Annotated in this window: 19 protein-coding genes; 16 read left to right on the top strand and 3 right to left on the bottom strand. The window is 68.6% G+C overall.

The features are described from left to right. Positions 1–44: 44 nt before the first annotated feature. From G7043_RS19195 to ndk, 6 genes are all read left to right on the top strand, one after another. On the top strand, positions 45–1,553 hold the full coding sequence (locus tag G7043_RS19195) for an alkaline phosphatase D family protein (protein WP_166047227.1): 1,509 nt from the start codon (positions 45–47) through the stop codon (positions 1,551–1,553). Positions 1,554–1,574: 21 nt separating this feature from the next. Then, a complete protein-coding gene (locus G7043_RS47650; RefSeq protein ID WP_207311417.1) occupies positions 1,575–2,819 on the top strand; it encodes a hypothetical protein in 1,245 nt (414 codons plus the stop codon). A gap of 94 nt (positions 2,820–2,913) precedes the next feature. Next, a complete protein-coding gene (gene pulA / locus G7043_RS19185) occupies positions 2,914–8,310 on the top strand; it encodes a pullulanase-type alpha-1,6-glucosidase (RefSeq protein ID WP_166047225.1) in 5,397 nt (1,798 codons plus the stop codon). 50 nt (positions 8,311–8,360) lie between these two features. Beyond that, positions 8,361–8,843, top strand: coding sequence for a MarR family winged helix-turn-helix transcriptional regulator (locus G7043_RS19180; protein WP_207311416.1), 483 nt, complete (start codon positions 8,361–8,363; stop codon positions 8,841–8,843). Positions 8,844–8,883: 40 nt separating this feature from the next. Then, on the top strand, positions 8,884–10,326 hold the full coding sequence (locus G7043_RS19175) for a DHA2 family efflux MFS transporter permease subunit (protein WP_166047223.1): 1,443 nt from the start codon (positions 8,884–8,886) through the stop codon (positions 10,324–10,326). Positions 10,327–10,435: 109 nt separating this feature from the next. Beyond that, complete coding sequence (gene ndk / locus G7043_RS19170; protein ID WP_166047221.1) at positions 10,436–10,846, top strand: nucleoside-diphosphate kinase; 411 nt, start codon at positions 10,436–10,438, stop codon at positions 10,844–10,846. Positions 10,847–11,091: 245 nt separating this feature from the next. On the opposite strand, the gene G7043_RS19165 is transcribed toward ndk, so the two are convergent. Next, positions 11,092–11,682 carry a GNAT family N-acetyltransferase gene (locus G7043_RS19165; RefSeq protein ID WP_166047219.1) on the bottom strand — a complete coding sequence of 197 codons (591 nt, stop codon included), beginning with the start codon at positions 11,680–11,682 and terminating at the stop codon, positions 11,092–11,094. A 55-nt stretch (positions 11,683–11,737) separates the two neighbouring features. On the opposite strand from G7043_RS19165, the gene G7043_RS19160 reads away from it, so the two are divergent. The 4 genes from G7043_RS19160 to G7043_RS19145 are packed head-to-tail and all read left to right on the top strand — an operon-like array spanning position 11,738 to position 16,268. Beyond that, on the top strand, positions 11,738–12,652 hold the full coding sequence (locus G7043_RS19160; protein WP_313887967.1) for an ABC transporter ATP-binding protein: 915 nt from the start codon (positions 11,738–11,740) through the stop codon (positions 12,650–12,652). Then, positions 12,652–13,425, top strand: a complete 774-nt coding sequence (locus G7043_RS19155; protein WP_166047215.1) for an ABC transporter permease — start codon at positions 12,652–12,654, stop codon at positions 13,423–13,425. The genes G7043_RS19160 and G7043_RS19155 overlap by 1 nt, the downstream gene beginning before the upstream one ends. Continuing rightward, positions 13,422–14,264: an ABC transporter permease gene (locus G7043_RS19150; RefSeq protein WP_166047212.1), complete on the top strand. Its 843-nt coding sequence runs from the start codon at positions 13,422–13,424 to the stop codon at positions 14,262–14,264. Before G7043_RS19155 ends, G7043_RS19150 begins: the two co-directional genes overlap by 4 nt. A gap of 42 nt (positions 14,265–14,306) precedes the next feature. Further along, positions 14,307–16,268: a TIGR03960 family B12-binding radical SAM protein gene (locus G7043_RS19145; RefSeq protein WP_166047210.1), complete on the top strand. Its 1,962-nt coding sequence runs from the start codon at positions 14,307–14,309 to the stop codon at positions 16,266–16,268. Here the strand turns inward: G7043_RS19145 and G7043_RS19140 are convergent. Next, positions 16,258–16,995, bottom strand: coding sequence for a PhzF family phenazine biosynthesis protein (locus tag G7043_RS19140; RefSeq protein ID WP_313887966.1), 738 nt, complete (start codon positions 16,993–16,995; stop codon positions 16,258–16,260). The two genes, G7043_RS19145 and G7043_RS19140, sit on opposite strands and share 11 nt — an antisense overlap. Beyond that, a complete protein-coding gene (locus G7043_RS19135) occupies positions 16,992–18,410 on the bottom strand; it encodes a S8 family peptidase (protein WP_313887965.1) in 1,419 nt (472 codons plus the stop codon). Before G7043_RS19135 ends, G7043_RS19140 begins: the two co-directional genes overlap by 4 nt. Positions 18,411–18,563: 153 nt before the next feature. Here G7043_RS19135 and G7043_RS19130 point away from each other — a divergent pair, with 153 nt between their 5' ends. From G7043_RS19130 to proB, 6 genes are all read left to right on the top strand, one after another. Further along, positions 18,564–19,340 (top strand): TIGR03936 family radical SAM-associated protein, encoded by a 777-nt coding sequence (locus tag G7043_RS19130; protein WP_207311414.1) that lies wholly within the window; start codon positions 18,564–18,566, stop codon positions 19,338–19,340. A 215-nt stretch (positions 19,341–19,555) separates the two neighbouring features. Beyond that, positions 19,556–22,537: a translation initiation factor IF-2 N-terminal domain-containing protein gene (locus G7043_RS19125; RefSeq protein ID WP_166047208.1), complete on the top strand. Its 2,982-nt coding sequence runs from the start codon at positions 19,556–19,558 to the stop codon at positions 22,535–22,537. A 242-nt stretch (positions 22,538–22,779) separates the two neighbouring features. Next, the gene (gene rplU, locus G7043_RS19120) at positions 22,780–23,091 is read left to right on the top strand and encodes a 50S ribosomal protein L21 (protein WP_030479431.1); all 312 of its coding nucleotides are present in this window, start codon (positions 22,780–22,782) and stop codon (positions 23,089–23,091) included. A 14-nt stretch (positions 23,092–23,105) separates the two neighbouring features. Next, a complete protein-coding gene (rpmA, locus tag G7043_RS19115) occupies positions 23,106–23,363 on the top strand; it encodes a 50S ribosomal protein L27 (RefSeq protein ID WP_053735607.1) in 258 nt (85 codons plus the stop codon). Between the two features lie 102 nt (positions 23,364–23,465). Further along, a complete protein-coding gene (obgE, locus tag G7043_RS19110; RefSeq protein WP_166047206.1) occupies positions 23,466–24,917 on the top strand; it encodes a GTPase ObgE in 1,452 nt (483 codons plus the stop codon). A gap of 5 nt (positions 24,918–24,922) precedes the next feature. Next, entirely contained in the window at positions 24,923–26,050 is a 1,128-nt protein-coding gene (gene proB / locus G7043_RS19105; RefSeq protein ID WP_166047204.1) for a glutamate 5-kinase, read from the top strand. The last annotated feature ends 6 nt before the right edge of the window (positions 26,051–26,056 follow it).

The raw sequence follows: 26,056 nt of genomic DNA, 5'->3' as shown, positions 1-26,056 counted from the left end.
CCGCGGTTTCACCCCCGGTCAGAACCGGCGACTACAAACCGCGCATGACCTTCGACCGTCGCACGTTGTTCAAGGCAGGCGCACTCGGCACGGCCGCGGCGCTGGTGCCCTCCGGCATCAGCCTCGCCAGGACGGACCGCCCGGTCCTCACGCACGGCGTGCAGTCCGGCGACGTCACCTGGGACGGCGGCATCGTCTGGACCCGCGCGGACCGTCCCTCCCGGATGCTCGTCGAGCTGTCCAACGACCCGAAGTTCCGGCTCTCCCGCCGCATCCGCGGTCCGTTGCTGACCCCGGAGACGGGCGGCACCGGCCAGGTCCGGGTCGGCCACCTCCTGCCCGGCCGCCCCGCCTACTACCGCGTCACGGCCGAAGACCTGCACGGCCGCACCTGCAGCGAGGCCGTCGCAGGCAGCTTCACCACCGCCCCGATCGGCCGTGACCAGGTCCGGTTCGTGTGGTCCGGTGACGTCGCGGGCCAGGGCTGGGGCATCAACCCCGACATCGGCGGCATGCCGATCTTCAAGGCGATGGCGGACCGCAGGCCCGACTTCTTCCTGCACAGCGGCGACAGCGTCTACTCCGACAACCCGCTCAAAGACACCGTGACGCTCCCGGACGGCCGGATCTGGCGCAACCTCGTCACGCCGGAGAAGGCCAAGGTTGCCGAGACGCTCGACGAGTACCGCGGCCAGTTCGCCTACAACCTGCTCGACGAGAACCTCAAGCGCTTCGCCGCCCAGGTCCCGATCATCGCGCAATGGGATGATCATGAAGTCACCAACAACTGGTACCCCGGCGAGATCCTGGACCTCCCGCAGTACACCGAGAAGCGCGTGGACGTGTTGGCACAGCGCGCTTTCCAGGCGTTCCACGAGTGGATGCCGATCGATCAGCAGCGCGCCGTCGACGGTCGTGTGTACCGGAAGTTCTCCTACGGCCGCAACGTCGAGGTCTTCGTGCTCGACATGCGCACCTACAAGGACAAGAACACCTCGCCGAAGAACCAGCCGGGCGTGATTCTCGGTGCGGCCCAAGCGAAGTGGCTCGTCACCGAGCTCGCCCGCAGCACGGCCACGTGGAAGATCGTCGCGGCGGACCTGCCGATCGGGCTCACCGTCCCGGACGGCACGGACATCGAGGGCGTCGCGAACGGCCTGCCGGGTGCGCCCAACGGCCGTGAGCACGAGATCGCGTGGGTGTTGCGGGAGCTCAAGAAGCGGCGCGTCAAGAACACCGTGTGGCTCACCGCGGACGTCCACTACACCGCGGCGCACCACTACTCACCGGACCGCGCGGCCGTCGGCGACTTCGACCCGTTCTGGGAGTTCGTGTCCGGACCGCTGCACGCCGGCGCGTTCGGCCCGAACACGCTCGACCCGACGTTCGGTCCGCAGGCTGTGTTCGTGCACGCCCCGCCCGCCGCCAACACCACGCCGCTGGACGGGTTCCAGCACTTCGGCGAGGTCGAGGCGGACCGCCACGAGCTCACGGTCTGGCTGCGCGACGCGACGGGTGCCTCGCTCTGGTCCAAAACGCTCAAGGCCGCCTGACGATCGCCGTAGTGTCGGTGTGTGCCCATCTCGTTCGACACCACCGGCTTCCGTCAGCTCGACCAGAACACCTGGCAGCACGCCAGCGGCGACCAGGCCGAGCTGACCTACTACGGCCTGGTCCCCGACCTGCCCGCCGCGCTGGACGACCTGCCCAAGCTCCGGCACGACCTCGCGCTGATCCACGGCGAGACCGGGTGCCTGATCGAGGCGCACGTCGTCCAGCTCGCCGGGGTGCCCGCGCTGCTGCGGATCGTCAAGATGCCGCTGCCGAACCAGCCGAACGGGCAGGGCTTCGTCTGCTCTTTCACCATCCCCAAGGCGAACTGCAGCGCCGTGCTCCAGCTCGGCGCGATGGAACGCGGCATGACGGGCATGCGCGAAGCCGTGCTGGCGGACGAGATCGGGTTCCAGAACTGGGTCAGGCCGCACCCGTACGCGCCGGAACTCCAAGGTGTGCTGCCGTTCCACGCGGGCGACGATCCGCGGCACGACGCCAGGTTCCCCGACCACCCGTTGTCACGCGTGCGGGCGTGGGCGCATCACGTCGTCCGCACGGCACGGGTGGACCCGCAGTTCGCGTCCCTTCCGGCGTTCCAGGTCCAGCCACCGCCGCCTCCGGTCGCGCCCGGCCAGACCCTGGTGACGGCGCTGCCCGGCCTGCCGGTGAAGGACTTCATCGGTCTGCAGATCGGTGAGCAGACCACGTACTGGCGGATGACGGACCCGAAGCTGAAGGAGATGCTCGGCCGCGGCCTCATGGGCCGGTCACCGCTCGCGGACACCAGGTTCCGGGACATGCTCATGATCGACGTCGAGACCGGCGAAGCGATGATCCCCGATCGCTACACCACCAACGGGAACATGACCGCGCACAGCACGCACCTGGTGCCGGTCACGTTGCAGGAAGCGGACGCCCAACTGTCCGACGACGACGTCATGGACGCGTTCAAATGGGTCGGCCGGATGACCGGAGCGGCGGCGGAACGCGGCGAGTACCTCTCGCTCGAACCCGTCGTGAGCCAGGGCGAGCAGGAGAACCCCCACGTTCTGCTGATCGTGCAGCAGCACGAGGGACAGCAGGTCGTCATCGCCCAGTTCTCGCCGCCACCCGCGGAGGGCCCGCTGGCGGGGTCGCCGAGCCGCAGCGCCCTGGCGACCCCGGAGTCGGTCGAGGGCATCGGCGTGATCGCCGGGATGGCGGTCAACGAGTGGCGCTCGCACCCGCTCCGACTGGCGATCACCTACCAGCGTCCAGCAGGCTGATCGCAAATATTTGCAAAGCCCGACGTATTGTTTCCCGCCGTTTGTCGTGGTTTCGTGCAGCAACCCTGCAAGAAGTTGCGACAAGGAGGTCGCGATGCGTCGGGTCGTCGCCGCGCTCGCTGCACTGGTTTTGCTCCCCCTGGCACCGGTCCAGGCCGTTGCCGCACCACCGCAACGCCTGGCCGTGGGGGAGGTGGTGGACATAGCGCCCGGTGTGCGCGACGGGGACGCGAAGCTCGCGTTGCCGCCGAAGCGCGACGACCTGAGGGGCGAGCGCTTCTACTTCGTGATGCCCGACCGGTTCGCGAACGGCGACCCCGGCAACGACCGCGGTCGCAGCACCAGCGCCGAGAACGGGTTCAACCCCGCTGACAAGGGCTTCTACCACGGCGGCGACCTCAAGGGTCTGCGCGGGAAGCTCGACTACCTCGACGGCATGGGCATCACGGCGATCTGGATGACGCCGATGTTCCTCAACCGCTGGGTGCAGGGCGATTCAGCTGGCTACCACGGCTACTGGACGATCGACTTCACCAAGCTGGACCCGCACTTCGGCACCACGCAGGAGATGCGCGACCTGATCAGGGACGCGCACCGGCGCGGCATCAAGGTGTTCTTCGACATCGTCGCGAACCACACCGCCGACGTGATCAAGTACGCCGAGAACAAGACCCAGTACGTCAGCACGGGCGCGCAGCCCTACCTCGACGCCGACGGCAAGCCGTTCGACATCGCCGACTACGCGGGTCGCAAAGACTTCCCGAAGCTCGACCCGAAGAAGTCCTTCCCGTACACCCCGGTCAAGGACGGGCCGACCAAGCTTCCGTTGTGGCTCAACGACTCCACGCTCTACCACAACCGCGGCGACTCGACGTTCTCCGGTGAATCGAGCGAGCAGGGCGACTTCTCCGGTCTCGACGACCTGATGACCGAGCACCCGCGCGTGGTCAACGGCATGAAGGACATCTTCACCAGCTGGATCGACACGCTCGACATCGACGGCTACCGCGTCGACACCGTCAAGCACGTCAACCTGGAGTTCTGGCAGGCTCTCGCACCGCACGTGAAGCAGTACGCGAACCGCAAGGGCAAGAAGGACTTCTTCGTGTTCGGCGAGGTCTTCGACTCCTCACCGGAGAACACCTCGAAGTACACGACCACCGGCAAGATGCAGGCCACGCTGGACTTCCCGTTCCAGAGCAGCGCGCTGAGCTTCCTGTCCGGCAAGGGTTCCCAGCGCCTCGGCGAGGTGCTGCTGGACGACGACCGCTACACCGACGCCGACTCCAACGCCTCCTCGCTGCCCACGTTCCTCGGCAACCACGACATGGGCCGCGTCGCGTGGATGATCCGCAACGACCGGCCGGGCATCACCGACGCCGAACTGCTGGAACGCCTCAAGCTCGGCAACCAGCTGATGTACCTGTGGCGCGGCAACCTGGTCGTCTACTACGGCGACGAGCAGGGTTTCGCGGGCACCGGCGGCGACAAGCTGGCGCGCCAGGACATGTTCGCGTCCAAGACGCCGGAGTACGTGGCGGAGAAGCTGATCGGCTCCGACCGCACCGGCGCCGTCGACAACTACAACACGGCGCACCCGCTGTACCAGCAGCTCAAAGCCCTGGCCGAGCAGGTCGACCGCGATCCCGTGTGGCGTGATGGCAACCAGGTGCTCCGGTACGCCGACGGCGACGTGTTCGCGTTCAGCCGCATCCTCGGCCGCGAGCACCTCGTCGTCGCCAACGCCGGAACGCAGCCCGCCACCGTGACCGTGCCGGTGTCTTCTACGGCTTTCGAGAACGCGCAGGTCCAGAACGGCCGCGTCACGGTGACCGTGCCCGCGCTGTCGACGTTGGTGCTCAAGGGAACCAGCGACGTCACGACGTCGAAACCGGTTCCGGTGCTGGTCGCGCCGGCCACCGGGACCGTGCTGGACGAGCGGGTCGAGCTCCGCGCGGACGGCATCAGCGCGCCCAACGCGGCGGCTACGTTCGCCGCGCGCGTCGAGGGTCAGGACTGGACGGTCCTGGGCACCGACGACGCCGCTCCCTACCGGGTCTTCGCGGATCTGTCGGCACTGCCGGGCGCGGCGGTCGGCAAGCGCGTCGAGCTGCGGGTGGTCGCGAAGTCGGGGGAGATCGGCGCGGACGGTGCGTTCGTGAATCTCGTGGCCGCTCCGCCCGTCCCGGACCCCGGCACGAAGAACCCGGACTGGCTGGTCGTGCACTACCAGCGCGACAACTACGACGGCTGGGGCCTGCACGTCTGGGGTGACGTCGCGACGCCGACCGAGTGGAACGCGCCGCTGCCGTTCGCGGGTGAGGACGGCTACGGGCGGTTCGCGTGGATCAAGCTGAAGCCGGGCGCGAAATCCGTCGGGATCATCGCGCACAAGGGCGACGAGAAGGACACCTCGGCCGACCGGTTCGTCGACCCGAGCGTGACGCCCGAGGTGTGGCTGAAGCAGGGCCAGGTGCCGGTGCACCAGTCGGAGCAGGCCGCCACGGGCAAGGCGGTCGTGCACTACGTCGGTGACGCCACCGGAGCCGTCGTGCGCGTGGCCGGACGGGCTGACGTGCCGTTCACGAACGGTGTTGCCGAACTGCCGCCGACCACGGACTTCTCCGTCGTGCGCGGGACGACCGTGGAGGCTTCGGGCAAGTTCACGAGCGGCCACTCGTGGGTCGCGGGCGGGAAGGTGCACGCTACGAAGGCCGCCGCCGAGAACCGGGCGGTGATCCACTACAACCGCGCGGACGGCGACTACACCGACTGGACGATGTACCACTGGACGGGGTCCGCGGAGCCGTCGCCGGGCTGGAACCAGTCGCGGGTGCCGGACGGGCGGGACGCGTTCGGCGTGTACTGGTCGGTGCCGCTTGCGGCCGGTGCGGCGGGCTTGAGTTACATCGTCCACCGCGGTGACACCAAGGACCCCGGCCCTGACCAGTTCCTCGACCTGGGGCAGAAGGGGAACGAGGTGTGGCAGTTGCAGGGCGACGAGACCTACCTCCTGCCGCCGAACACCGGCCCGGCCGCCGATGACGACCTGACCAGGGCCAAGGCGATCTGGATCTCGAAGGACAAGGTCGTCTGGGACGTGCCTTCCGTGCAGTCCGACGGCTACCGGCTCGAATACGGCTCGCGCGTGTTGCGGCTCTCGCCCACTACCGAAGAGGTGCCGGCGCAGTTCCCGCACCTCAAGGGCAAGCCGGTGTTCGCCGTGCGCGGGTTCGTCGACGAAGCGTTGCGGGACAAGCTTTCCGCCGTGCACGTCGACGCGGGTGGCGCGATCCGGCACCGCACGAGCGTGCAGATCGCGGGCGTGCTGGACGACCGGTTCGCTGCCGCGGCAACGAAACTGACGTTCGGGCCGACGTTCGACCACGGCCGCGCGTCGATCCGGCTGTGGGCACCGACCGCGACGAACGTGAAGCTGCGGCTGTTCGACGGGCCGACCGGTGAGCCGAAGAAGGTCGTGCAGCTCAAGCGCGACGACGCCTCGGGATCGTGGGCCGGCGCCGGTGACTGGAAGAACAAGTACTACCAGTTCGAGGTCAGCAACTGGCAGCGCACGGTCGTGGTCACGGACCCGTACTCCGTCGCGCTGTCGGTGAACTCGACGCATTCGCAGTTCGCGGACCTCAAGGACAGCCGGTCGATGCCGCAGGGCTGGTCCCGTGACGTCGCTCGCGGGATGGGCGGCGCGATCACCGAACTGCACGTGAGGGACTTCTCGATCAACGACCAGTCCGTCCCGGCGGCGGAACGCGGCACCTACAAGGCGTTCACGCACCGCGACTCCGTGGGCATGAAGCACCTGAAGACATTGGCCGCGGCGGGCATGGACACCGTGCACCTGTTGCCGACGTTCGACATCGCGACGATCCCCGAGAAGCGCTCTGAACAGGCAACTCCGGCTTGCGACCTGCCCTCGATGGCACCGGATTCGGACCAGCAGCAGGCGTGTGTCGGTGCGGTCGCAGGTCGTGATGGCTTCAACTGGGGTTACGACCCGTTCCACTACGACGTGCCCGAGGGCTCGTACGCCACGGCGGACGCGCAGAACGGTTGGGCACGCACGAAGCAGTACCGCGAGATGGTGAAGTCGCTGCACGACAACGGCAACCGCGTGGTGGTGGACGTGGTCTACAACCACACGGCCGCGTTCGGCGACGCACCGACGTCGGTGCTCGACAAGGTCGTGCCCGGCTACTACCAGCGGCTCAACCTCGACGGCTCGGTCGCGAACTCCACGTGCTGCGCGAACACCGCGACCGAGAACGCCATGATGGGCAAGCTCGTCGTGGACTCGGTGGTGCGCTGGGCGCGCAACTACAAGGTCGACGGGTTCCGGTTCGACCTGATGGGTCACCACCCGAAGGCGAACATCCTCGCGGTGCGGGCGGCACTGGACGCGCTGACCGTGGCGAAGGACGGCGTGGACGGGCGCAAGATCGGCCTCTACGGCGAGGGCTGGGACTTCGGTGAGGTCGCCGGCAACGCCCGGTTCGAGCAGGCGACCCAGGCCAACATGGCCGGTACGGGCATCGGGACGTTCAGCGACCGGCTGCGCGACGCCGTTCGCGGCGGTGGGCCGTTCGACGACGACCCGCGCGTGCAGGGCATCGGCTCCGGACTGGCCGGAGACGTGAACTCGTCGCCCGCCAACGGTGATGTCGCCGCACGACTGGAGAACTACAGCGACCTGGTGAAGCTCGGCATGGCCGGAAACATGGCTTCCTATCGCTTCCAGTCGACGGCCGGTCCTGTGGTTTCCGGTCGTGACGTCAAGTACAACGGGTCTGCTGCTGGGTACACCGGTCAGCCGTTGGAGGCGATCACGTACGTCGACGCACACGACAACGAGACGTTGTTCGACGCGTTGACGTACAAGCTGAAGCCTTCGACCTCCGCCGCCGATCGCGTGAGGATGCAGACCGTCGCGCTGGCACCGGCGTTGCTCGGCCAAGGGCGGCCGTTCGTGCACGCGGGCACGGAGTTCCTGCGCTCGAAGTCGTTGGACCGCAACAGCTACGACTCGGGTGACTGGTTCAACCCGTACGACCCGTCGTTGCGCGACAACGGTTTCGGTCGCGGGTTGCCGCCCAAGGCCGACAACGAGTCGAAGTGGCCGTACGCGAAGCCGTTGCTGGGCATGGCTAAGCCGTCGTCGGCGGACATGAAGGCATCGCTGGACGCGACCTTGGAGCTGCTGCGGATCCGCCAGTCGTCGCCGTTGTTCTCACTCGGCTCGGCGGACCTGGTGCAGCAGAAGGTCTCCTTCCCGGCCGCGGCGCCGGGCGTGATCGTCATGCACGTCGACGACACGGTCGGACCGGACGTGGACGGTGCTCGGCGTGGCGTGCTCGTGGTGATCAACCCGTACCCGACCGACCAGGCCGTTGCCCTGCCCACGGGCGACTGGAGGCCGCTGACCAGCGAGAAGAAGGTGGGAGCCGCGCGTTCGGTCGTCGTGCTGGAGCGATAGTCCCGCTGAGAAACAGTTTTGTTCCAGATTAGTTTGGTACCGTAGTGCTCATGGGCGCGACGGGGTGTATCGACCTGATGATGCTGCTGCATCGGACGGGGCATGCGCTGGAGACCGAACTGACGGCGAGGCTCGCGGAGATCGGACTGACTCCGCGAGCCCGTTGCGTGTTGTCCACCGCGCTGGACGCGGGGCTCACGCAGATCGAGATCGCCGACCGGATCGGCATCGACAAGACGACCATGGTCGTCACGTTGGACGCGCTCGAAGCCGCTGGTCACGCCGAGCGCCAGCCGTCGCCGACGGACCGTCGTGCGCGCGTCGTGGTGGTGACCGGGTCGGGCCGCGAGATCGTGGCGAAGGCTGACGACCTGTACCGGGAGATCGTCGGCAGTGTGCTTGGCTCGTTGCCGGATGACGAGCGAGATGGCCTGGTCAAGGGCCTGACGAGGCTGATGGAAGGCCGGTTGAGCACGCCGATGCCGTGTGAGAAGCCGCCGCGCAAACGTGCTCTGCGTCATGCCGTTGGGTAAGAGATAGTCCCGTACAAAACTATCTGTTACGGTCCCTCTTATGAACTCAGGGGGACCGAAGACGGATTCGCGCTGGCTCGCGCTGATCGTGCTGTGCGCAGGGATGTTGATGATCGTGCTGGACCAGACGATCGTGAACGTCGCGCTGCCCGCGATCGAAGAAGACCTCAAGTTCGGCCAGGCCGGCCTGGCCTGGGTCGTGAACGCGTACCTGATCGCCTACGGCGGTCTGCTGTTGCTCGCCGGACGCCTCGGCGACCTGATCGGGCACAAGAAGGTGTTCCTGATCGGCCTCGGCGTCTTCACCGTCGCCTCGCTGCTGTGCGGGGTGTCGGTCAGCTCCGAGATGTTGATCGTTTCCAGGTTCGTGCAGGGTGCGGGCGGTGCGCTGGCCACGTCCGTGACGCTGGGCATGGTCGTGACGATGTTCCCGAAGCCCGAGGAGCAGCGGCGCGCCATCGGCGTGTTCAGCTTCGTCGCGGCGGCGGGCGCGTCCATCGGTCTGCTGCTCGGCGGCGTGCTGACCGACGCCATGTCGTGGCACTGGATCTTCTTCGTGAACATCCCGATCGGCATCGTGGCGGCGGTCGCGGCGGTGCGGCTGGTGCCTTCGTCGGTGGGGCTCGGCTTGCGCGAAGGCGCGGACGTGCTGGGCGCGCTGCTGATCGTCGCCGCGGTGATGCTCGGCGTGTACACGATCGTCAAGGCGGAGCACTACGGCTTCGGCTCTTTCCAGACACTTGGTCTGGGCGCCGTCGCGTTGGCGTTGTTGGTGGGATTCGTTGTGCGCCAACGAACCGCCGCGAAGCCGTTGCTGCCGTTGCGGGTGTTCAAGTCTCGCAACGTGACGGGTGCGAACCTCGTGCAGATCTCGATGGTCGCCGGCATGTTCGGGTTGTTCTTCCTCGGCACGCTCTACATGCAACTGGTGCTGCAGTACACGCCGTTGCAGATCGGTCTGGCGTTCATGCCCGTCGCCGGCGCGATCGCGGTGTTCTCGGTGTCGTTGTCGGCACGTCTGAACACCCGGTTCGGCGAGCGGAACATGCTGATCGTCGGCCTGCTCTTCATGCTGGTCGGCATGGTGGTGTTCACGCAGGTGCCGGTCGACGGCTCGTACTTCGCGGACATCCTGCCCGCGGTGGCACCGCTGGGCATCGGCCTGGGCCTGTCGTTCCCGGCGCTGATGACGCTGGCCATGTCCGGTGCCTCGCCCGACGAAGCCGGCCTGGCTTCGGGCTTGGTGAACACGACCGCGCAGGTGGGTGGCGCTCTCGGCTTGGCCGTGCTGGCCACGACCTCGACCACGTACACGACGTCGCTGCTGGCGTCCGGTGTCGGCCGGCTGGAGGCGCTGACCTCGGGCTTCCACCTGGCGTTCTGGATTTCCGCGGTGCTCGTGGCGGTGGCACTGGGGCTGGCGGTGTTCGTGCTGCGGCAGGTCACGGTTTCCCGGGACGGTCAGCCTGTTCTGGTGCACTAGTGGCCGGTAACCGTGGTCACAGCCCTCCGGAAACGGCCGGGGTGTGCGCGGTTACGCTTGTCGGCACTTCCCGTACCTGTTTTGACCTGTTTTGAGGAGTCACACCGTCGTGTCCGAGCGCACCCTGGTTCTGGTTAAGCCCGATGGCGTCGAGCGTGGTCTCGTTGGCGAGGTGATCGCCCGGATCGAGCGCAAGGGGCTCAAGCTCGCTGCCCTGGAGCTGCGGACGGCGGACCGCGCCACCGCCGAGCAGCACTACGCGGAGCACGATGGCAAGTCGTTCTACAACGACCTGGTCGACTTCATCACCGGTGGGCCGTTGGTGGCGCTGGTGGTCGAGGGCACTCGGGCCATTCCGGCGTTCCGTCAGCTCGCTGGTGGGACCGACCCGGTGGAGAAGGCGACGCCGGGGACGATTCGTGGGGACTTCGGGATTGAGGTCCAGTACAACCTGGTGCACGGGTCGGACTCGGCGGAGTCGGCTGAGCGCGAGATCAAGATCTGGTTCCCGAACCTCTGAGGTTTGCGGGCTCGGCTTTTCGGCCTTTTCCGATCTTGTCGGACCCCCTGAGCAGGTTGAGTTGTAGGGGTTCCGAGTTCGGGGGGGACGCTTGCGGAAGCGTGCGGTGTGCGCGCTCTGTCCGTGGCGTCCCCCCTTTTTTTGTTGGCGGGTCAGGCTCTGGGTGGGGGCGCGAGCGGGCGGGTGGGAAGAGCAGCTCGCCTCCGGCGTCGCCAAGGCAGCTCGGCTCCGCCGTCGCCTTTGCGTCAAACCGTCCTGCGTGGACTGCTTCCCAGACCGCCGGGCTTGGCGCCGTTGAGGATCGTGCCCTCCGGGTAGCCGAGCGGTAGGTACATCCACACGTCGTCCCAGCGTTCGTTGCCCACGGCGATGGCGTTGGGCATCCGGCCGCATTCCCGGAAGCCGAGGCTTTCGTAGAGCTCGATCGCGCCGTGGTTGTTGCCTCGCGTGCCGAGCATGACGATTTCGATGCCTGCTTCTCGGGCGTGGTCGATCAGGCCCTGCACCACCCGCCGTCCCAGGCCCAGGCCACGGGCTGAAGGGGCGGCCATGATCTGCTGGATTTCGGCGCGGTGCTGGAAGACGGCGGTGCCGCCGCGTCGCCAGAGACCGACGGCCTTGACCTCACCGTCCACCAGCGCGGTCACGAAGGCGGCGTCGTTGTCGCGGACCTGCTTCAACACACCGTCTAGCCACGTCGAGATGCGGTCGAGCGTGGGGGGCTCGTGGTAGCCGACTGCGCCGCCTGCTGCGACTACGTCGTGTACGACGGTGTGGATCTCGGTGCGCTGCTGGTCGGTGGCTTCGGTCAGCCATCGCAGTTCGATCTCTGACATGCGGGGATCGTAATTGCGTCGAGAATTGTCGGACCTGGTCGTTAACGTGGGGCGGGTGGAGAACCTCGTCGAGGCCAAGGCGCTGACCAAGCATTTTGGGACGTTCGAGGCCGTGCGCGGCATCGACGTCGAGGTGCGCAAGGGGGAGGCGTTCGGGTTTCTGGGGCCCAACGGGGCCGGGAAGTCGTCGACCATGCGGATGATCTCGTGCGTGTCCGGGCGGACGGGTGGGGAGTTGAAGGTCCTCGGCATGGATCCGGGCACCGACGGGCCCAGGATTCGCGCGCGGTTGGGGGTCGTGCCGCAGCTCGACAACCTTGATACGGAGCTCACGGTTCGGCAGAACCTGCAGATTTACGGCAGGTACTTCGGGATGTCGCGGCAGAAGTGCCGGGAGAAAGCGGCTGAGCTGTTGGAGTTCGCGCAGCTTTCGGACCGGGCGGATCACGAGGTCGAGCCGTTGTCAGGCGGGATGAAGCGCAGGCTGACGATCGCCAGGTCCCTCGTGAACGACCCGGAGTTGCTGTTGTTGGACGAGCCGACGACCGGGTTGGACCCGCAGGCTCGGCATCTGTTGTGGGACAGGCTGTTCCGGTTGAAGCAGGACGGGGTCACGCTCATCATCACGACCCATTACATGGACGAGGCCGAGCAGTTGTGCGATCGGCTCGTGGTGATGGACGGCGGGCGGATTGCTGCTGAGGGGTCGCCCAGTGAGTTGATCGGGCGGTACTCGACCAGGGAAGTGCTGGAGTTGCGGTTCCAGCCGGGGGCCGAGAAGCCGGATCTCGAGCGGTTCGCGGAGCGGGTCGAGGTGTTGCCTGATCGGCTGCTGTTGTACACGCAGGACGGTGAGCACACGCTGGCGAAGGTGCACGAGCACGGGGTGCGGCCGGTGCAGAGTCTGGTTCGGCGCAGTTCGCTGGAGGACGTGTTCCTCCGGCTCACGGGTCGGACGTTGGTGGACTGATGCACACGTTCAAGGGGTCCTGGTTCACCTTCGAGAAGTTCTGGACGTGGTATCGGCGCAACTGGCGGTCCACTGCGGTGTCGAGTTTCTTGACGCCGGTGTTGTTCTTGCTCGCGCTCGGGTTCGGGTTCGGGTCACAGGTGCAGTCGACGGCGTTGATCGGTGGCGTTTCGTACCTGGAGTACCTCGCGCCCGCGTTGGTCGTGGTCACGGCCATCCAGGGGGCCACGTTCGAGTCGACCTACCCGGTGTTGTCGCAGTTCATGTGGCAGAAGTCCTTCATCGCGATGGTGGCCACGCCGATCACACCGGCGCAGGTGCTCTACGGGCAGATGATGTGGGTCGGGTCGCAGCTGGCCGTGCGGTCGGTGGTGTTCGTGATCATCGCGGTGGTGCTCGGCGCCGCCGCCGGGCCTGGGATTTTGCTGTCCGTCGTGTTCGCGACGTTGGCCGCGTTGGCGTTCAGCGCGCCGTTGGTGGCTTACAGCGCCACGTTGGAGAAGCCGGACGGCTTCACCACGATCTTCCGGTTCGTGTTGATGCCGATGACGCTGTTCACCGGGGCATTTTTCCCGGTCAGCCAGCTGCCGGACTGGCTGGTGCCGCTGGTGTGGCTGACGCCGTCGTGGCACGGGATCGAGCTGGCCAGAGGTACGACGTTCGGCACCATCGGCCTCTTACCGGCGTTGGGGCACATCGCGTACCTCGCCGCGTTGACGGCCGGCGGCATCGCGCTCGGTGTGAAGTTCTTCAACCGGAGGCTGGCGGTATGACGCAGACCCTCGATCGAGAGAAGGCCGCGCCCGCGAGCGTCGGGTTGTTGTGGCGGGTGATTCCGCCAGGGCTTTACGGCGGGAAGGCCAGCAAGCTCGTCGAACGGGCGGCGCTGGTGAACCGGCGGGCCTGGTTCGTGCTGGTCGGCGGGGCGTTCGAGCCCCTGTTGTTCCTGTGGTCGCTGGGGCTCGGGTTCGGGCAGATGGTGAGCTCGGTGGCCGGCCCGGACGGGCAGCCGATCAGCTATGCGGCGTTCGTGGCGCCCGCATTGCTGGCGGCGTCCGCGATGAACGGGGCCGTGTACGACGCGACGTTCAACGTGTTCTTCAAGTTCAAGTACGTGAAGTTGTACGACGCGATGCTCACGACGCCGATGGGGCCGATGGACATCGCGATGGGCGAGATCGCCTGGGCGTTGCTGCGGGGCGGGCTGTACTCGGCCGGGTTCCTCGCGGTGATGCTCGGGATGGGGCTCATCGTCTCGCCGTGGGCGTTGCTCGCGTTGCCGGTGGCGCTGCTCGTGGCGTTCGCGTTCGCGGCGGTGGGCATGGCGGCGACGACGTTCATGCGGTCCTGGCAGGACTTCGACCTGGTGCAACTCGCGGTGCTGCCGCTGTTCCTGTTCTCGACGACGTTCTACCCGCTGTCGGTCTACCCGGGCTGGTTGCAGGCGGTCGTGTCGTGGACGCCGCTCTACCACGCGATCGAACTCATGCGCGGGCTCACGCTGGGCGTGGTCGGCTGGGGGATGCTCGGTCACGTCGCCTATTTCGCGGTCATGGCGGCCGTGGGGACCGTGGTGGCGGCGCGTCGACTGGGGACGTTGTTGCTGGACTGACCGCGATTCGGCGCTTAGCACAGGGCCCGTTACTCTGGAAGCGTGAGTGTCGAGTCTGTTTTCCCCAGGTTGGAGCCTCTGCTGCCGCGGATCTCCAAGCCGGTGCAGTACGTCGGCGGGGAGCTCAACGCGACCGTCAAGGACTGGGACGCGGCGTCCGTGCGCTGGGCCTTGATGTACCCCGACGCGTACGAGGTCGGCCTGCCCAACCAGGGCGTCATGATCCTCTACGAGATCCTCAACGAGCTGCCGGACGTGCTCGCCGAGCGCACCTACGCCGTGTGGCCGGACCTCGAGGCGCTCATGCGTGAGCACGAGGTTCCGCAGTTCACGGTGGACGCGCACCGGCCCGTCAAGGCGTTCGACCTGTTCGGCATCAGCTTCGCCACGGAGCTGGGCTACACGAACATGCTCACGGCTCTGGACCTCGCGGGCATCCCGCTGCACGCGGCGGACCGCACCGAGGACCACCCGATCGTGGTGGCCGGTGGGCACGCGGCGTTCAACCCGGAGCCGATCGCGGACTTCGTGGACGCGGCGGTGCTCGGCGACGGCGAAGAGGCCGTTCTCGAGATCACCGAGATCGTGAAGGCCTGGAAGGCCGAGGGCTGCCCCGGTGGCCGCGACGAGGTGCTGACCAGGCTCGCCGAGACCGGTGGCGTGTACATCCCGCGCTTCTACGACGTGGAGTACCTGCCGGACGGCCGCATCCAGCGCGTCGTGCCGAACCGCGACCGGGTGCCGTACCGCGTGTTCAAGCGGACCACGATGGACCTCGACGCGTGGCCGTACCCGAAGCAGCCACTGGTGCCGCTCGCCGAGAGCGTGCACGAGCGGATGAGCGTCGAGATCTTCCGCGGCTGCACCCGCGGCTGCCGGTTCTGCCAGGCGGGCATGATCACCCGGCCGGTGCGCGAGCGGTCCATCGAGGGCATCGGCGCGATGGTCCAGAAGGGACTGGCGGCGACCGGCTTCGAAGAGGTCGGCCTGCTGTCCCTGTCGAGTGCCGACCACAGTGAGATCGCGGAGATCACCAAGGGTCTCGCGGACCGCTACGAGGGCACGAACACGGGCCTGAGCCTGCCCAGCACGCGCGTCGACGCGTTCAACATCGATCTCGCGAACGAGTTGTCCCGCAACGGAAGGCGCTCGGGTCTCACCTTCGCGCCCGAGGGCGGCAGCGAGCGGATGCGCCGCGTCATCAACAAGATGGTGTCCGAAGAGGACCTCATCCGGACGGTGTCGGCCGCGTTCTCCAACGGCTGGCGGCAGGTGAAGCTGTACTTCATGTGCGGCCTGCCGACGGAGGAGGACGAGGACGTCCTGCAGATCGCGGAGATGGCGAAGAACGTCATCCGCGCGGGCCGGCAGGCGAGCGGCCGCAACGACGTCCGCTGCACCATCTCGATCGGCGGGTTCGTGCCCAAGCCGCACACGCCGTTCCAGTGGGCCGCGCAGTGCGACCCGGACACGGTCGACGACCGGCTGCGCAAGCTGCGCGAGGCCGTCAACGCCGACCGCAGCCTCGGTCGCAACATCGGCATGCGCTACCACGACGGCAAGCCGAGCCTCATCGAAGGCCTGCTCAGCCGGGGTGACCGGCGCATCGGCAAGGTCATCGAGGCGGTGTGGCGCGACGGCGGCCGGTTCGACGGCTGGACCGAGCACTTCTCCTACGACCGCTGGACCGCCAAGGCCGCGGAGGCGCTGGAACCGCTCGGTGTCGACCTCGCCTGGTTCACCACCCGCGAGCGCGAGGAGCTGGAGGTCCTGCCCTGGGACCACCTCGACTCCGGCCTCGACAAGGAATGGCTCTGGGCCGACTGGCAGGACGCGCTGGACGAACGCGAGCAGGACGACTGCCGCTGGACCCCGTGCTTCGACTGCGGTGTCTGCCCGGCGATGGGCACGGACATCGAGGTCGGGCCCACCGGTCGCAAGCTGCTGCCGATCTCCCCGGTCGGCGTCGGCTCGCCCGTGAAGAACCCCGCGCTCACGCCCTGACGGCAGCCAGCCCGCCCACCCGTCCCGCCGCCGTGGCGGTGACGGTGGCGGGCTGGCCGAGCGAGTCACCCATGTCGACGGCGATGTCCGCGGCCAGATGAGCCGCGAGACACGCCGTGCTGTTGGCGTTCGCGATGTCCTCGGGCACGCCGATGGACGGAGCGAACATCCGCGCCACGTACCGGTCGCGCCCTGAGCTGTAGGCGTAGCAGCCCAGCAGTCCGAGCTCGTCGGTCGCGGCACGCAGCAGGTCGAAATCCGGAGCCAGTGCCGCGACGCCGTCGGGCACCTCGACGAGCATCCTCGGCCGTCCCAGCGTCGCGATCACGCAGGACCCGTCGGTGCCCAGTGCCCGCACGACGGCGTCGTGTTCGGCCGCGGTGGCGGGCCGGACCTGGATCGGGCCCGGGTCGAAGAAGGCCTCGACCCCGCCCGGCACGCGGGTCGCCGTGCCGCTGAACGTCCGTCCACCCGCGCGAAGCACGAACTCGCGTTCTCCGTCGGCGGCCAGCACCGCAAGCGCGGCAACGGTTCCGTGCCCGCAGCCCGGCAGCTCACCGGCGGACGTGAAGAACCTCAACGCGCCACCGGGCCCGATGAACACGGCGTGCGAGGTGCCGTGCCGAACCGGCATCTCCCGGCGTTCGGCATCGCTGAAATCGCCGTCGTCCACCACGAGCGTCGGACTGCCGCCGCGACCGTCTCGCAGGCAGGCGTTGACGATCACTTGGAGACTGCGGCGAGCGCGTCCACCATGCCGTGGCCGTAGAACGAGTTGTACTCGGAGTAGCCCGTGCAGAACGCGTCCTGCACGCCGGTCCCGTTGAGGTCGTAGTCGGCGGGGCACGGCAGGGTCTGCGCCTGGGCGTTCAGCATGCGGCCCAGCGACACCGCGTCCGTGTCCGGATGCACCGACGCGATCAACGCCGCCACCCCGGCCACGTGCGGAGTCGCCATCGAGGTACCGCACGAGTAGTCGTAGCCGGACGGCACGGTGGAGAGCACACAACCCGTGGGCGTCCGCGTGTCACCACCCGGCGCCGTCACGTCGATCGCGCCCAGCCCGTACGAGCTGTACCCGGCCTTGGTCTCGGTCGAGTCGACGGCCGACACGCCGACCACGTTCTTGACCTGCGCCGGCAGCACCACGCAGGTCGAGTCGACCGGACGGGTCTGCGCCTCACCGTTCGTCGGTGACATCGAGTCGCGGCCGGGGCGGGACAGGTCCGCCGCGGCGTTCCCCGCGGCGGCGACGGTCAGCACGTTGCGAGAGGTGGCGTAGTCGACCGCGCGACGCACCGCCTCGTAGATCACGCGCTGACCCGGTTCGCTCTGGCACGTGAACAGGTACGGGTCGATGAAGTAGCTGTTGTTGGTGATGGTCATGCCCTGCGCGGCGGCCCACATGAAGCCGCACACCGCGTACTCGGGGTAGATGAAGCCGTCGTCGTCGACGACCTTCACGGACGCGATGCGCACGCCCGGTGCGACGCCCGTGGTGCCACGATCGTCGTCAGCCGCGGCGATGGTGCCGGCGACGTGGGTGCCGTGCGCGGACGTCGTCGGGATCCACGCGGAAGGTGACGTGTCGGGCTTACCGGTCAAACACCCCGCGGACAGCTCGGGTGCCAGCGCCTGGGCCAGGTCGGGGTGGTGGGCGTCGACGCCGGAGTCCAGCACGCCCACGACCACGGACTTGGAGCCCGTCGTGATCTCGTGCGCGGCCGGGGCCTTGATGAGATCCATGTCCCACTGCTCGCCGGAGCGCACCCCGGACGGCCGGAACAGCTCGGTGTCGTCCTTCTTCCGCTTCACCGACCGCTTGGCGACGCTCTCGGCCTGGGCGCTGTACGCGCGCTGCGGGCCGATCAGCTTGAGGAACGACGGGTCCGGCGACGTGGCCACCGCGACCCCGATCTCGGGGTAGTAGACCGTCGTGGTTCCGCAGGCGCCGGTGATCTCCGCGTTCGCGACCTCAGGGGTCGTGAGCTGCGAGAACACCACCAGGTAGCGCAGCAGGGGACCCGGCTGGATGCACGTGGAGATGTTCGGCTCAGCACCTGCGGGCAGGGACACCGCCAGACACCCGGCCGCGAGCAGGGCGGACATCGCCACTGCCCGTGCGCGGTGGAGCAGAGGCACCAGGGACCTCCAGGTTGGCAAGGCGTCCAGACAGCCGGACCGTAGCCACGCGCAACGATCTAGACAAGCTGAACGTTCTGAATCGGGTTCACGGTACCGTCCTTCCGTACGAACAGCCTGCGCCGATGGGATCGCTCACCCGTCGGAACACCCATGGGAGCACCACTGAGCCGCCATCTGCCCAACAACCCGTCGGCCGCGGCCGTGCAGAAACTGCGCCTCCGCTACACCAAGCGGGGGAGGTTGCGTTTCACTTCGCACCGCGACATCGCTCGGACGTTCGAGCGCGCGCTGCGCAGGGCCGGCGTACCCATGGCGTACTCGCAGGGCTTCAGCCCTCACCCGAAGGTGTCGTGGGTCGGCGCCGCGCCGACCGGCGTCGCCAGCGAGGCGGAGTACGTCGAGGTGTCGGTGGTCGAACGGGTCGACCCGGAGGCGCTGAAGATCGCGCTGGACGAGGCCCTGCCGCCGGGCATCGACGTGATCGAGGTCGTGCAGGCGCACGGTGGCAACCTCACCGAGCGCATCGACGCGAGCGAGTGGCGGATCGAGCTCGACGGGGTCGAACCCGAGAAGCTCGCCGAGGCGGTGAGCGCCTTCCTGGCGGCCGAGGTCGTCGAGGTCGACCGCCTCACCAAGAACGGGACGAAGACCCTCGACGTGCGGCCCGCCGTCGTGTCGGCGCTGGTCGAACCACGTTCGAGCGACGCCGGACACGATAAGACCGCATTGTCACAACCGTGTGGGATACTCATGACGGTCGTTCGGCAGGTAACGCCTACCGTCCGACCCGACGACGTGCTGAATGCGCTTCGCGTCGTGGCCGATCTCGTGCCGCCGGTACCTGCGAGAGCAACCCGGATGGCGCAGGGACGGCTGGACGGCGAGGGCACGCTGGTGGACCCGCTCCAACAGGACAAGGAGTCCTGACGCAGGAGCGCCGGAACGCTCAGCTGCGACGCAAACAGGAGGAGCGGCGCTGACAGCAGCGTCGTCGTGGGACCTGCGCAAGCGTGCGCCCAGTGAGGCGCCACGCCGCTGCGCGCGAGGCAAGGATTCCCGCCGCGAGCAGCGGTGGAGAGAGACAAGAGAGGCCCCTGCGCGGCCGCGTCCTCACGGGACGCGCCCGGGGGTGGAGGAGCTGCATGTCGAACAAGGACAAGCCTGCCGGTGTCACCGGCGGGCAGGGCGTGGTTGCCGCACGCCCTGAACTGGCGGACCTGCCGGAGAAGCTGCGGGTCCACGCACTGGCGAAGCTGCTGGACGTCAGCAGCAAGGACGTGATGACGGCGCTGGCCGACCTCGGTGAGGTCGCCCGCAGTGCGCAGTCGAGCGTCAGCCGCGACGTCGCGCTCAAGGTCGCCGAGACGCTGGTGGACTGGGACGACGTCGTCACCGGTGAGGTCACCGAGGACTACGAGGCCCCGGCGGTCCCCGCGTTCGAGGCGCCGGCGCTCGCGCCGCTCTTCGCGGCCCCGACAGCGGTGTTCATGCCGCCGCAGCCGATCGAGCGGCCCAAGGCGGCGGCGTCGCCGTTCGTCGTCGAGGAGCCCGCAGCCGAGGACGAGAAGTCGATCGGCGAGATCGCCGCGGACGAGCTCGACGCCGCCGAAGCCGAGACCGAGACCGAGACCGATGGTGACGACGAGGGCGAAGGCCGTCGTCGCCGCCGTCGTGGCCGTCGTGGCCGTGGCCGCGGCAAGGGCACCGACGCCGAGTCGGACTCCGAGGAGACCGACGAGACCCCGGCCGAGGACGCCGAGGCTCCCGCCGAGGGTGCGGAGGCCGAGGCCGAGGAAGCCGACGACGAGGGTGACGAGGGCTCGACCCGTCGCCGCCGCCGGCGCCGCCGTCGCAAGACCGGCACCGAGGACGACGTGTCGTCCGAGGACGACCCGCCGAACACGGTCGTGCACGTCCGCGAGTCCCGCGACGCGCGCGACGACAAGGCCGACTCCGAGGCCGCGCAGAGCGAGGTGCGCAGCATCCGCGGCTCGACGCGCCTGGAGGCCAAGCGCCAGCGCCGCCGTGACGGTCGCGAGGCCGGCCGCCGCCGTGCCCCGGTGCTGACCGAGGCCGAGTTCCTGGCCCGCCGCGAGGCCGTGGCCCGCACGATGGTCGTCCGCGAGCGCGGCGACCGCACCCAGATCGGCGTCCTCGAGGACGGCGTGCTGGTCGAGCACTTCGTCACGTCGTCGGGCAGCGGCTCGATCGTGGGCAACGTGTACCTCGGCCGCGTGCAGAACGTGCTGCCGAGCATGGAGGCCGCGTTCATCGACATCGGCCGCGGCCGCAACGCCGTGCTGTACGCCGGTGAGGTCGACTGGGACGCCGCCGGTCTCGAGGGCAAGTCCCGCAAGATCGAGCAGGCGTTGTCGAGCGGCGACTCGGTGCTCGTCCAGGTCACCAAGGACCCGGTCGGCCACAAGGGCGCCCGCCTGACCACCCAGATCAGCCTCCCCGGCCGCTTCCTGGTCTACGTGCCGGGCGGCGGTGCCACCGGCATCAGCCGCAAGCTGCCGGACAACGAGCGCAAGCGCCTCAAGGACATCCTGAAGAGGGTCGTCCCCGAGGACGCCGGCGTGATCATTCGTACCGCCTCGGAGGGCATCTCCGAGGAGGAGCTGGGCCGCGACGTCACGCGTCTGCAGGCGCAGTGGAAGGTCATCAAGGAGAAGTCGGACAGCACCTCCACCAAGGCGCCGACGCTGCTCTACGAGGAGCCGGACCTGCTGGTGAAGGTCGTCCGCGACCTGTTCACCGAGGACTTCGCCCACCTCGTCGTCCAGGGCGACGAGGCGTGGGACGTGATCGACGGGTACGTCCGTCACGTGGCGCCGGACCTGCAGGACCGCCTGAAGAAGCACGTCGGCAACAACGACGCGTTCGTCGAGTACCGCATCGACGAGCAGCTGATGAAGGCGCTCGACCGCAAGGTCTGGCTGCCGTCGGGTGGTTACCTGATCATCGACCGCACCGAGGCGATGACGGTCATCGACGTCAACACCGGCAAGTTCACCGGATCGGGCGGAAACCTCGAAGAGACGGTCACCAGGAACAACCTGGAGTCCGCCGAGGAGATCGTCCGCCAGCTCCGGCTGCGCGACATCGGCGGCATCATCGTCATCGACTTCATCGACATGGTCCTGGAGTCGAACCGCGACCTGGTGCTGCGCCGCCTGACCGAGTGCCTGGGCCGCGACCGCACGCGTCACCAGGTCGCCGAGGTCACCTCGCTGGGTCTCGTGCAGATGACCCGCAAGCGGGTCGGCACCGGCCTGCTGGAGGCGTTCAGCCAGACGTGTGAGCACTGCCGCGGCCGTGGCGTCGTCGTGTCCACCGAGCCCGTGCACTCGCACGGCGGTGGCAACGGTGGTGGCCAGCAGCAGCAACAGCCGCAGGGCGGTGGCCGCAAGTCGCGCCGCAACAAGGGTGGCGGCGAGCAGGCGGCCGAGGTGGTCGAGGCCGAGCCCGAGGTCGTCGAGCCGGTCGTGGCGGAGCCGGGTGAGCCCGAGGACACCTCCGAGGACGCGGTCGCCGCGGACCAGGAGCACGAGGCTCACGGCCGCCGCCGTCGCCGTCGTCGTGGTCGCGACAAGGAGCCGCAGGCGACCGTCGACGCGGTTGTGGTCGAGGAGCAGGCGCTCAACGGTCACGTGCCGCATGAGGTCGCGGAGGACCCGGCCCCGATCGAGGTCGAGCCGGTCGTCGAGCCCGCCGCGGTCGAGATCTCGGCGGAGGAGCCTGCCGCCGAGGTCGTCGACGAAACCGCCGCGGAGCTCGTCGAGCCGGTGACCCTGGCCGAGGTGGTCGAGGAGGAGTCCGCCGAGGTCGCGGAGGAAGCCGCTGAGGTGGCCGAGATCGCCGCTGAGGCCGTCGCGGTCGTGGAGACGGCCGAGGTGACCGAGGAGCCCGCCGCTCCCGTCGCCGAGGCTCCTGCGGCTCGTCCGCGCCGTCGTGCCGCCAAGCGCGCCGCCGGTGCACCGGTCGCGCACGAGGTGCCCGCCGCGGTGACGGTCGAGGTGCCGAAGCAGCCCGAGGTCCAGATGCCCGCACCGGTGGTCACCACCACCCGCAGGCGCCGCGCCGTGTCGCGGCCCGCGGGACCGCCGGTCAACGAGGGCTGATCGCGAGCAAGAGGTGAGACCGGGGTCGCTTCCGAGCGGCCCCGGTTTTGCTTTGTGAGAGACGGCACAGCCAGCGGAAACGTCCTCGGGGCACCCCAGTTTGCTTGTGCTGTACCCACTCCCGTAACCTTGTCGACGGCCCGCCATCCGACGGGTCCTGTCGTGTGCCCCCTCTGTTGATTATTCGCAGACGGGTTGGCGCATGGCCCGTCACCATCGAGTAGCAGGAGACTTCCGTCCTGATGTACGCGATCGTCAAGACCGGCGGCAAGCAGTACAAGGTCGCTGTCGGCGACATCGTCGAGGTCGAGAAGCTCGAGGGCGAGCCGGGCACCGAAATCTCCCTCCAGGCGCTGCTCGTGGTCGACGGCACTGACGTCACCGCTGACGCGGCCGCCCTGGCGAAGTTCTCGGTTACCGGCAAGCTGGTCGAGCACACCAAGGGCCCGAAGATTCGCATCCACAAGTTCAAGAACAAGACCGGCTACCACAAGCGTCAGGGTCACCGTCAGAAGTTGACCCGCGTCGAGGTCACCGGCATCACCGGTAAGTGAGGACCTGACTTCTCATGGCACACAAAAAGGGTGCGTCCAGTTCCCGCAACGGCCGTGACTCCAACCCCCAGTACCTGGGTGTGAAGCGGTTCGGCGGTCAGGTCGTCAAGGCCGGCGAGATCCTGATCCGCCAGCGCGGCACCAAGTTCCACCCCGGCGTCGGCGTCGGCATCGGCAAGGACGACACGTTGTTCGCCCTGCTGCCGGGTGCGGTGGAGTTCGGTACGAAGCGCGGTCGCAAGACCGTCAACATCGTCCCGGTTGCGGTCTGAGAGACCGTTCCGCGACGTAGCTAGACCTCAGCGAGGGGCGGGACCGGTCTTCCGGCACCGCCCCTCGTTGCTTGTTCAAGACTTTTGAGAGGAAGTAGTTCCGTGGCTCGTTTTGTTGACCGGGTGGTGATCCACGCTGCCGCCGGCAACGGGGGCAACGGCTGCGCTTCCGTGCACCGCGAGAAGTTCAAGCCGCTGGGCGGCCCGGACGGCGGCAACGGCGGCAGCGGCGGCAACGTCGTGCTCGTCGTCGACTCGCAGGTGCACACCCTGCTGGACTTCCACTTCCGCCCGCACGCCTCCGCCACCAGCGGCAAGGCGGGCGCGGGTGCGAACCGCGACGGCGCGAACGGCGAGGACCTGATCCTGCGCGTCCCGGACGGCACCGTCGTGCTGACCGAGGACGGCGAGATCGTCGCGGACCTCGTCGGCGAGGGCACCCAGCTCATCGCCGCCGCCGGTGGCCGTGGTGGCCTCGGCAACGCCTCGCTCGCGTCCAAGGCTCGCAAGGCCCCCGGTTTCGCGTTGCTCGGTGAGCCGGGCGAGACGCGGGACCTGGTGCTGGAGCTCAAGTCCGTCGCGGACGTCGGCCTGCTCGGGTTCCCGTCGGCCGGCAAGTCGTCGCTGATCTCGGTGCTCTCCGCCGCGAAGCCGAAGATCGCCGACTACCCGTTCACCACGCTGGTGCCGAACCTCGGCGTGATCACCGCGGGCGAGACCATCTTCACGATGGCTGACGTCCCCGGCCTGATCCCCGGCGCGTCGCAGGGCAAGGGCCTCGGCCTCGACTTCCTGCGCCACATCGAGCGCACCGCCGTGCTCGCCCACGTCGTCGACTGCGCGACCTACGAGCCCGGCCGCGACCCGATCGCGGACATCGACGCGCTGGAGAACGAGCTGGCGCAGTACACCCCGTCGCTCGGCGGCAACCTGGCCGACCGGCCGCGCGTGGTGATCCTGAACAAGATCGACATCCCGGACGCCAAGGACCTGGCCGACATCGTCCGCCCGGAGATCGAGGCCCGCGGCCTGCCGGTGTTCGAGGTGTCGACGGTGTCCCGCGAGGGACTGCGCGAACTGTCCTTCAAGCTCGCCGAGGTGGTGCGCGAGTACCGCGCCGCCCAGCCGAAGAAGGAATCGACCCGCATCGTGCTGCGGCCGACCGCCGTGGACGACGAAGGGTTCACCGTGACCGAGGACCCCTCGGTCGAGGGTGGCTTCATCGTCAAGGGCGACCGCCCCGAGCGCTGGATCCGCCAGACCGACTTCTCCAACGACGAAGCCGTCGGTTACCTCGCGGACCGCCTGAGCAGGCTGGGTGTCGAGGACAAGCTCGTGAAGATGGGCGCCGTTCCCGGCTGTCAGGTCACCATCGGCGACCTGGTGTTCGACTGGGAGCCGACCACGCCGGCCGGTATCGCGATGACGATGACCGGACGTGGCACGGACGCCCGTCTCGAGCGCAACGACCGCATCGGCGCCCACGAGCGCAAGGCCCTGAAGAAGGCCCGCCGCGCGCCCGGTGACTACGGCGACGACTTCGACGAGGAGTAAATCCCGTGACGGCCCCCGTGGTCTCACAAGCTCGCAACGCGATCGCCTCGGCGAACCGCATCGTGGTGAAGGTCGGTTCTTCTTCTCTGACGACGGCCGAGGGCGGCCTCGACCCGGCGCGTCTCGACGCGCTGGTCGACGCCCTGGCCGCGCGGTGCGCCGCCGGCAGCCAGGTCGTGCTGGTCTCGTCCGGCGCGATCGCCGCGGGCCTGGCGCCGTTGAGGCTGTCCCGGCGCCCGCGCGACCTCGCCACCCAGCAGGCCGCGGCGAGCGTCGGACAGCTGACGTTGGCGCACGCTTACGCGAACTCGTTCGGCCGCTACTCCCTGACCGTCGGCCAGGTTCTGCTGACGGCCGACGACGTGGTGCGCCGCGCCCATTACCGCAACGCTCAGCGCACGTTCTCGCGTTTGCTGGCCTTGGGCGCGGTCCCGGTCGTGAACGAGAACGACACCGTGGCCACCGAGGAAATCCGCTTCGGCGACAACGACCGGCTCGCTGCCCTGGTGGCGCACCTGGTCGGCGCCGACGCGTTGTTCCTGCTGTCCGACGTGGACGCCCTCTACTCCGGGGACCCGCGCAAACCCGGCGCGGTCCGCATCTCGGAGGTCGCCTCGGCGTCCGATGTGGACGGTGTGAAGGCCGGCACCGTTGGCGCTTCGGGGTTGGGCACCGGCGGCATGGCCTCGAAACTGGCGGCCGCCCGGCTGGCTTCGTCCGCGGGCATCCCGGTGCTGCTGACCGGAGCCGCCGAAGCACAGCGCGCACTCTCGACCGCCGACGTCGGCACCGCCTTCGCCGCCACGGGCTCACGCCTCACCGCGCGCCGCTTCTGGCTCGGCTACGCCACCGACGCGAACGGCCGCCTGCACCTCGACGACGGCGCGGTCGCCGCGGTGGTCGGCCGGCGCAGGTCGTTGCTGGCGGCCGGAATCACGGGCGTGGACGGCGACTTCGAGGCAGGCGACGTCGTGGAGCTCGTCAGTCTGGCGGGCGAGGTCGTGGCCCGCGGCGTGGTCGGCTACGACTCGGCGGAGCTGCCGTCGTTGATCGGCCGCAAGAGCCACGACCTACCGGAGGAACAGCGCCGCGAGGTCGTGCACGCCGATGACCTGGTGCCGCTGCACCGCTAATCTCGG

Source organism: Lentzea alba (assembly GCF_011067745.1).
GTDB classification, from domain to species: Bacteria; Actinomycetota; Actinomycetes; order Mycobacteriales; family Pseudonocardiaceae; genus Lentzea; species Lentzea alba.
The sequence above is the reverse complement of the archived record's forward strand: the minus strand, read 5'-3'. Positions and strand labels throughout refer to the sequence as shown.

Bases quoted from the DNA above. Each gene is read 5' to 3' on its own strand.
- G7043_RS19195 (WP_166047227.1), top strand. From the start codon at position 45: ATGACCTTCGACCGTCGCACGTTGTTCAAGGCAGGCGCACTCGGCACG.
- pulA (WP_166047225.1), top strand. From the start codon at position 2,914: ATGCGTCGGGTCGTCGCCGCGCTCGCTGCACTGGTTTTGCTCCCCCTG.
- G7043_RS19180 (WP_207311416.1), top strand. From the start codon at position 8,361: ATGGGCGCGACGGGGTGTATCGACCTGATGATGCTGCTGCATCGGACG.
- G7043_RS19175 (WP_166047223.1), top strand. From the start codon at position 8,884: ATGAACTCAGGGGGACCGAAGACGGATTCGCGCTGGCTCGCGCTGATC.
- G7043_RS19165 (WP_166047219.1), bottom strand. From the start codon at position 11,682: ATGTCAGAGATCGAACTGCGATGGCTGACCGAAGCCACCGACCAGCAG.
- G7043_RS19155 (WP_166047215.1), top strand. From the start codon at position 12,652: ATGCACACGTTCAAGGGGTCCTGGTTCACCTTCGAGAAGTTCTGGACG.
- G7043_RS19150 (WP_166047212.1), top strand. From the start codon at position 13,422: ATGACGCAGACCCTCGATCGAGAGAAGGCCGCGCCCGCGAGCGTCGGG.
- G7043_RS19130 (WP_207311414.1), top strand. From the start codon at position 18,564: ATGGGAGCACCACTGAGCCGCCATCTGCCCAACAACCCGTCGGCCGCG.
- G7043_RS19125 (WP_166047208.1), top strand. From the start codon at position 19,556: ATGTCGAACAAGGACAAGCCTGCCGGTGTCACCGGCGGGCAGGGCGTG.
- rplU (WP_030479431.1), top strand. From the start codon at position 22,780: ATGTACGCGATCGTCAAGACCGGCGGCAAGCAGTACAAGGTCGCTGTC.
- rpmA (WP_053735607.1), top strand. From the start codon at position 23,106: ATGGCACACAAAAAGGGTGCGTCCAGTTCCCGCAACGGCCGTGACTCC.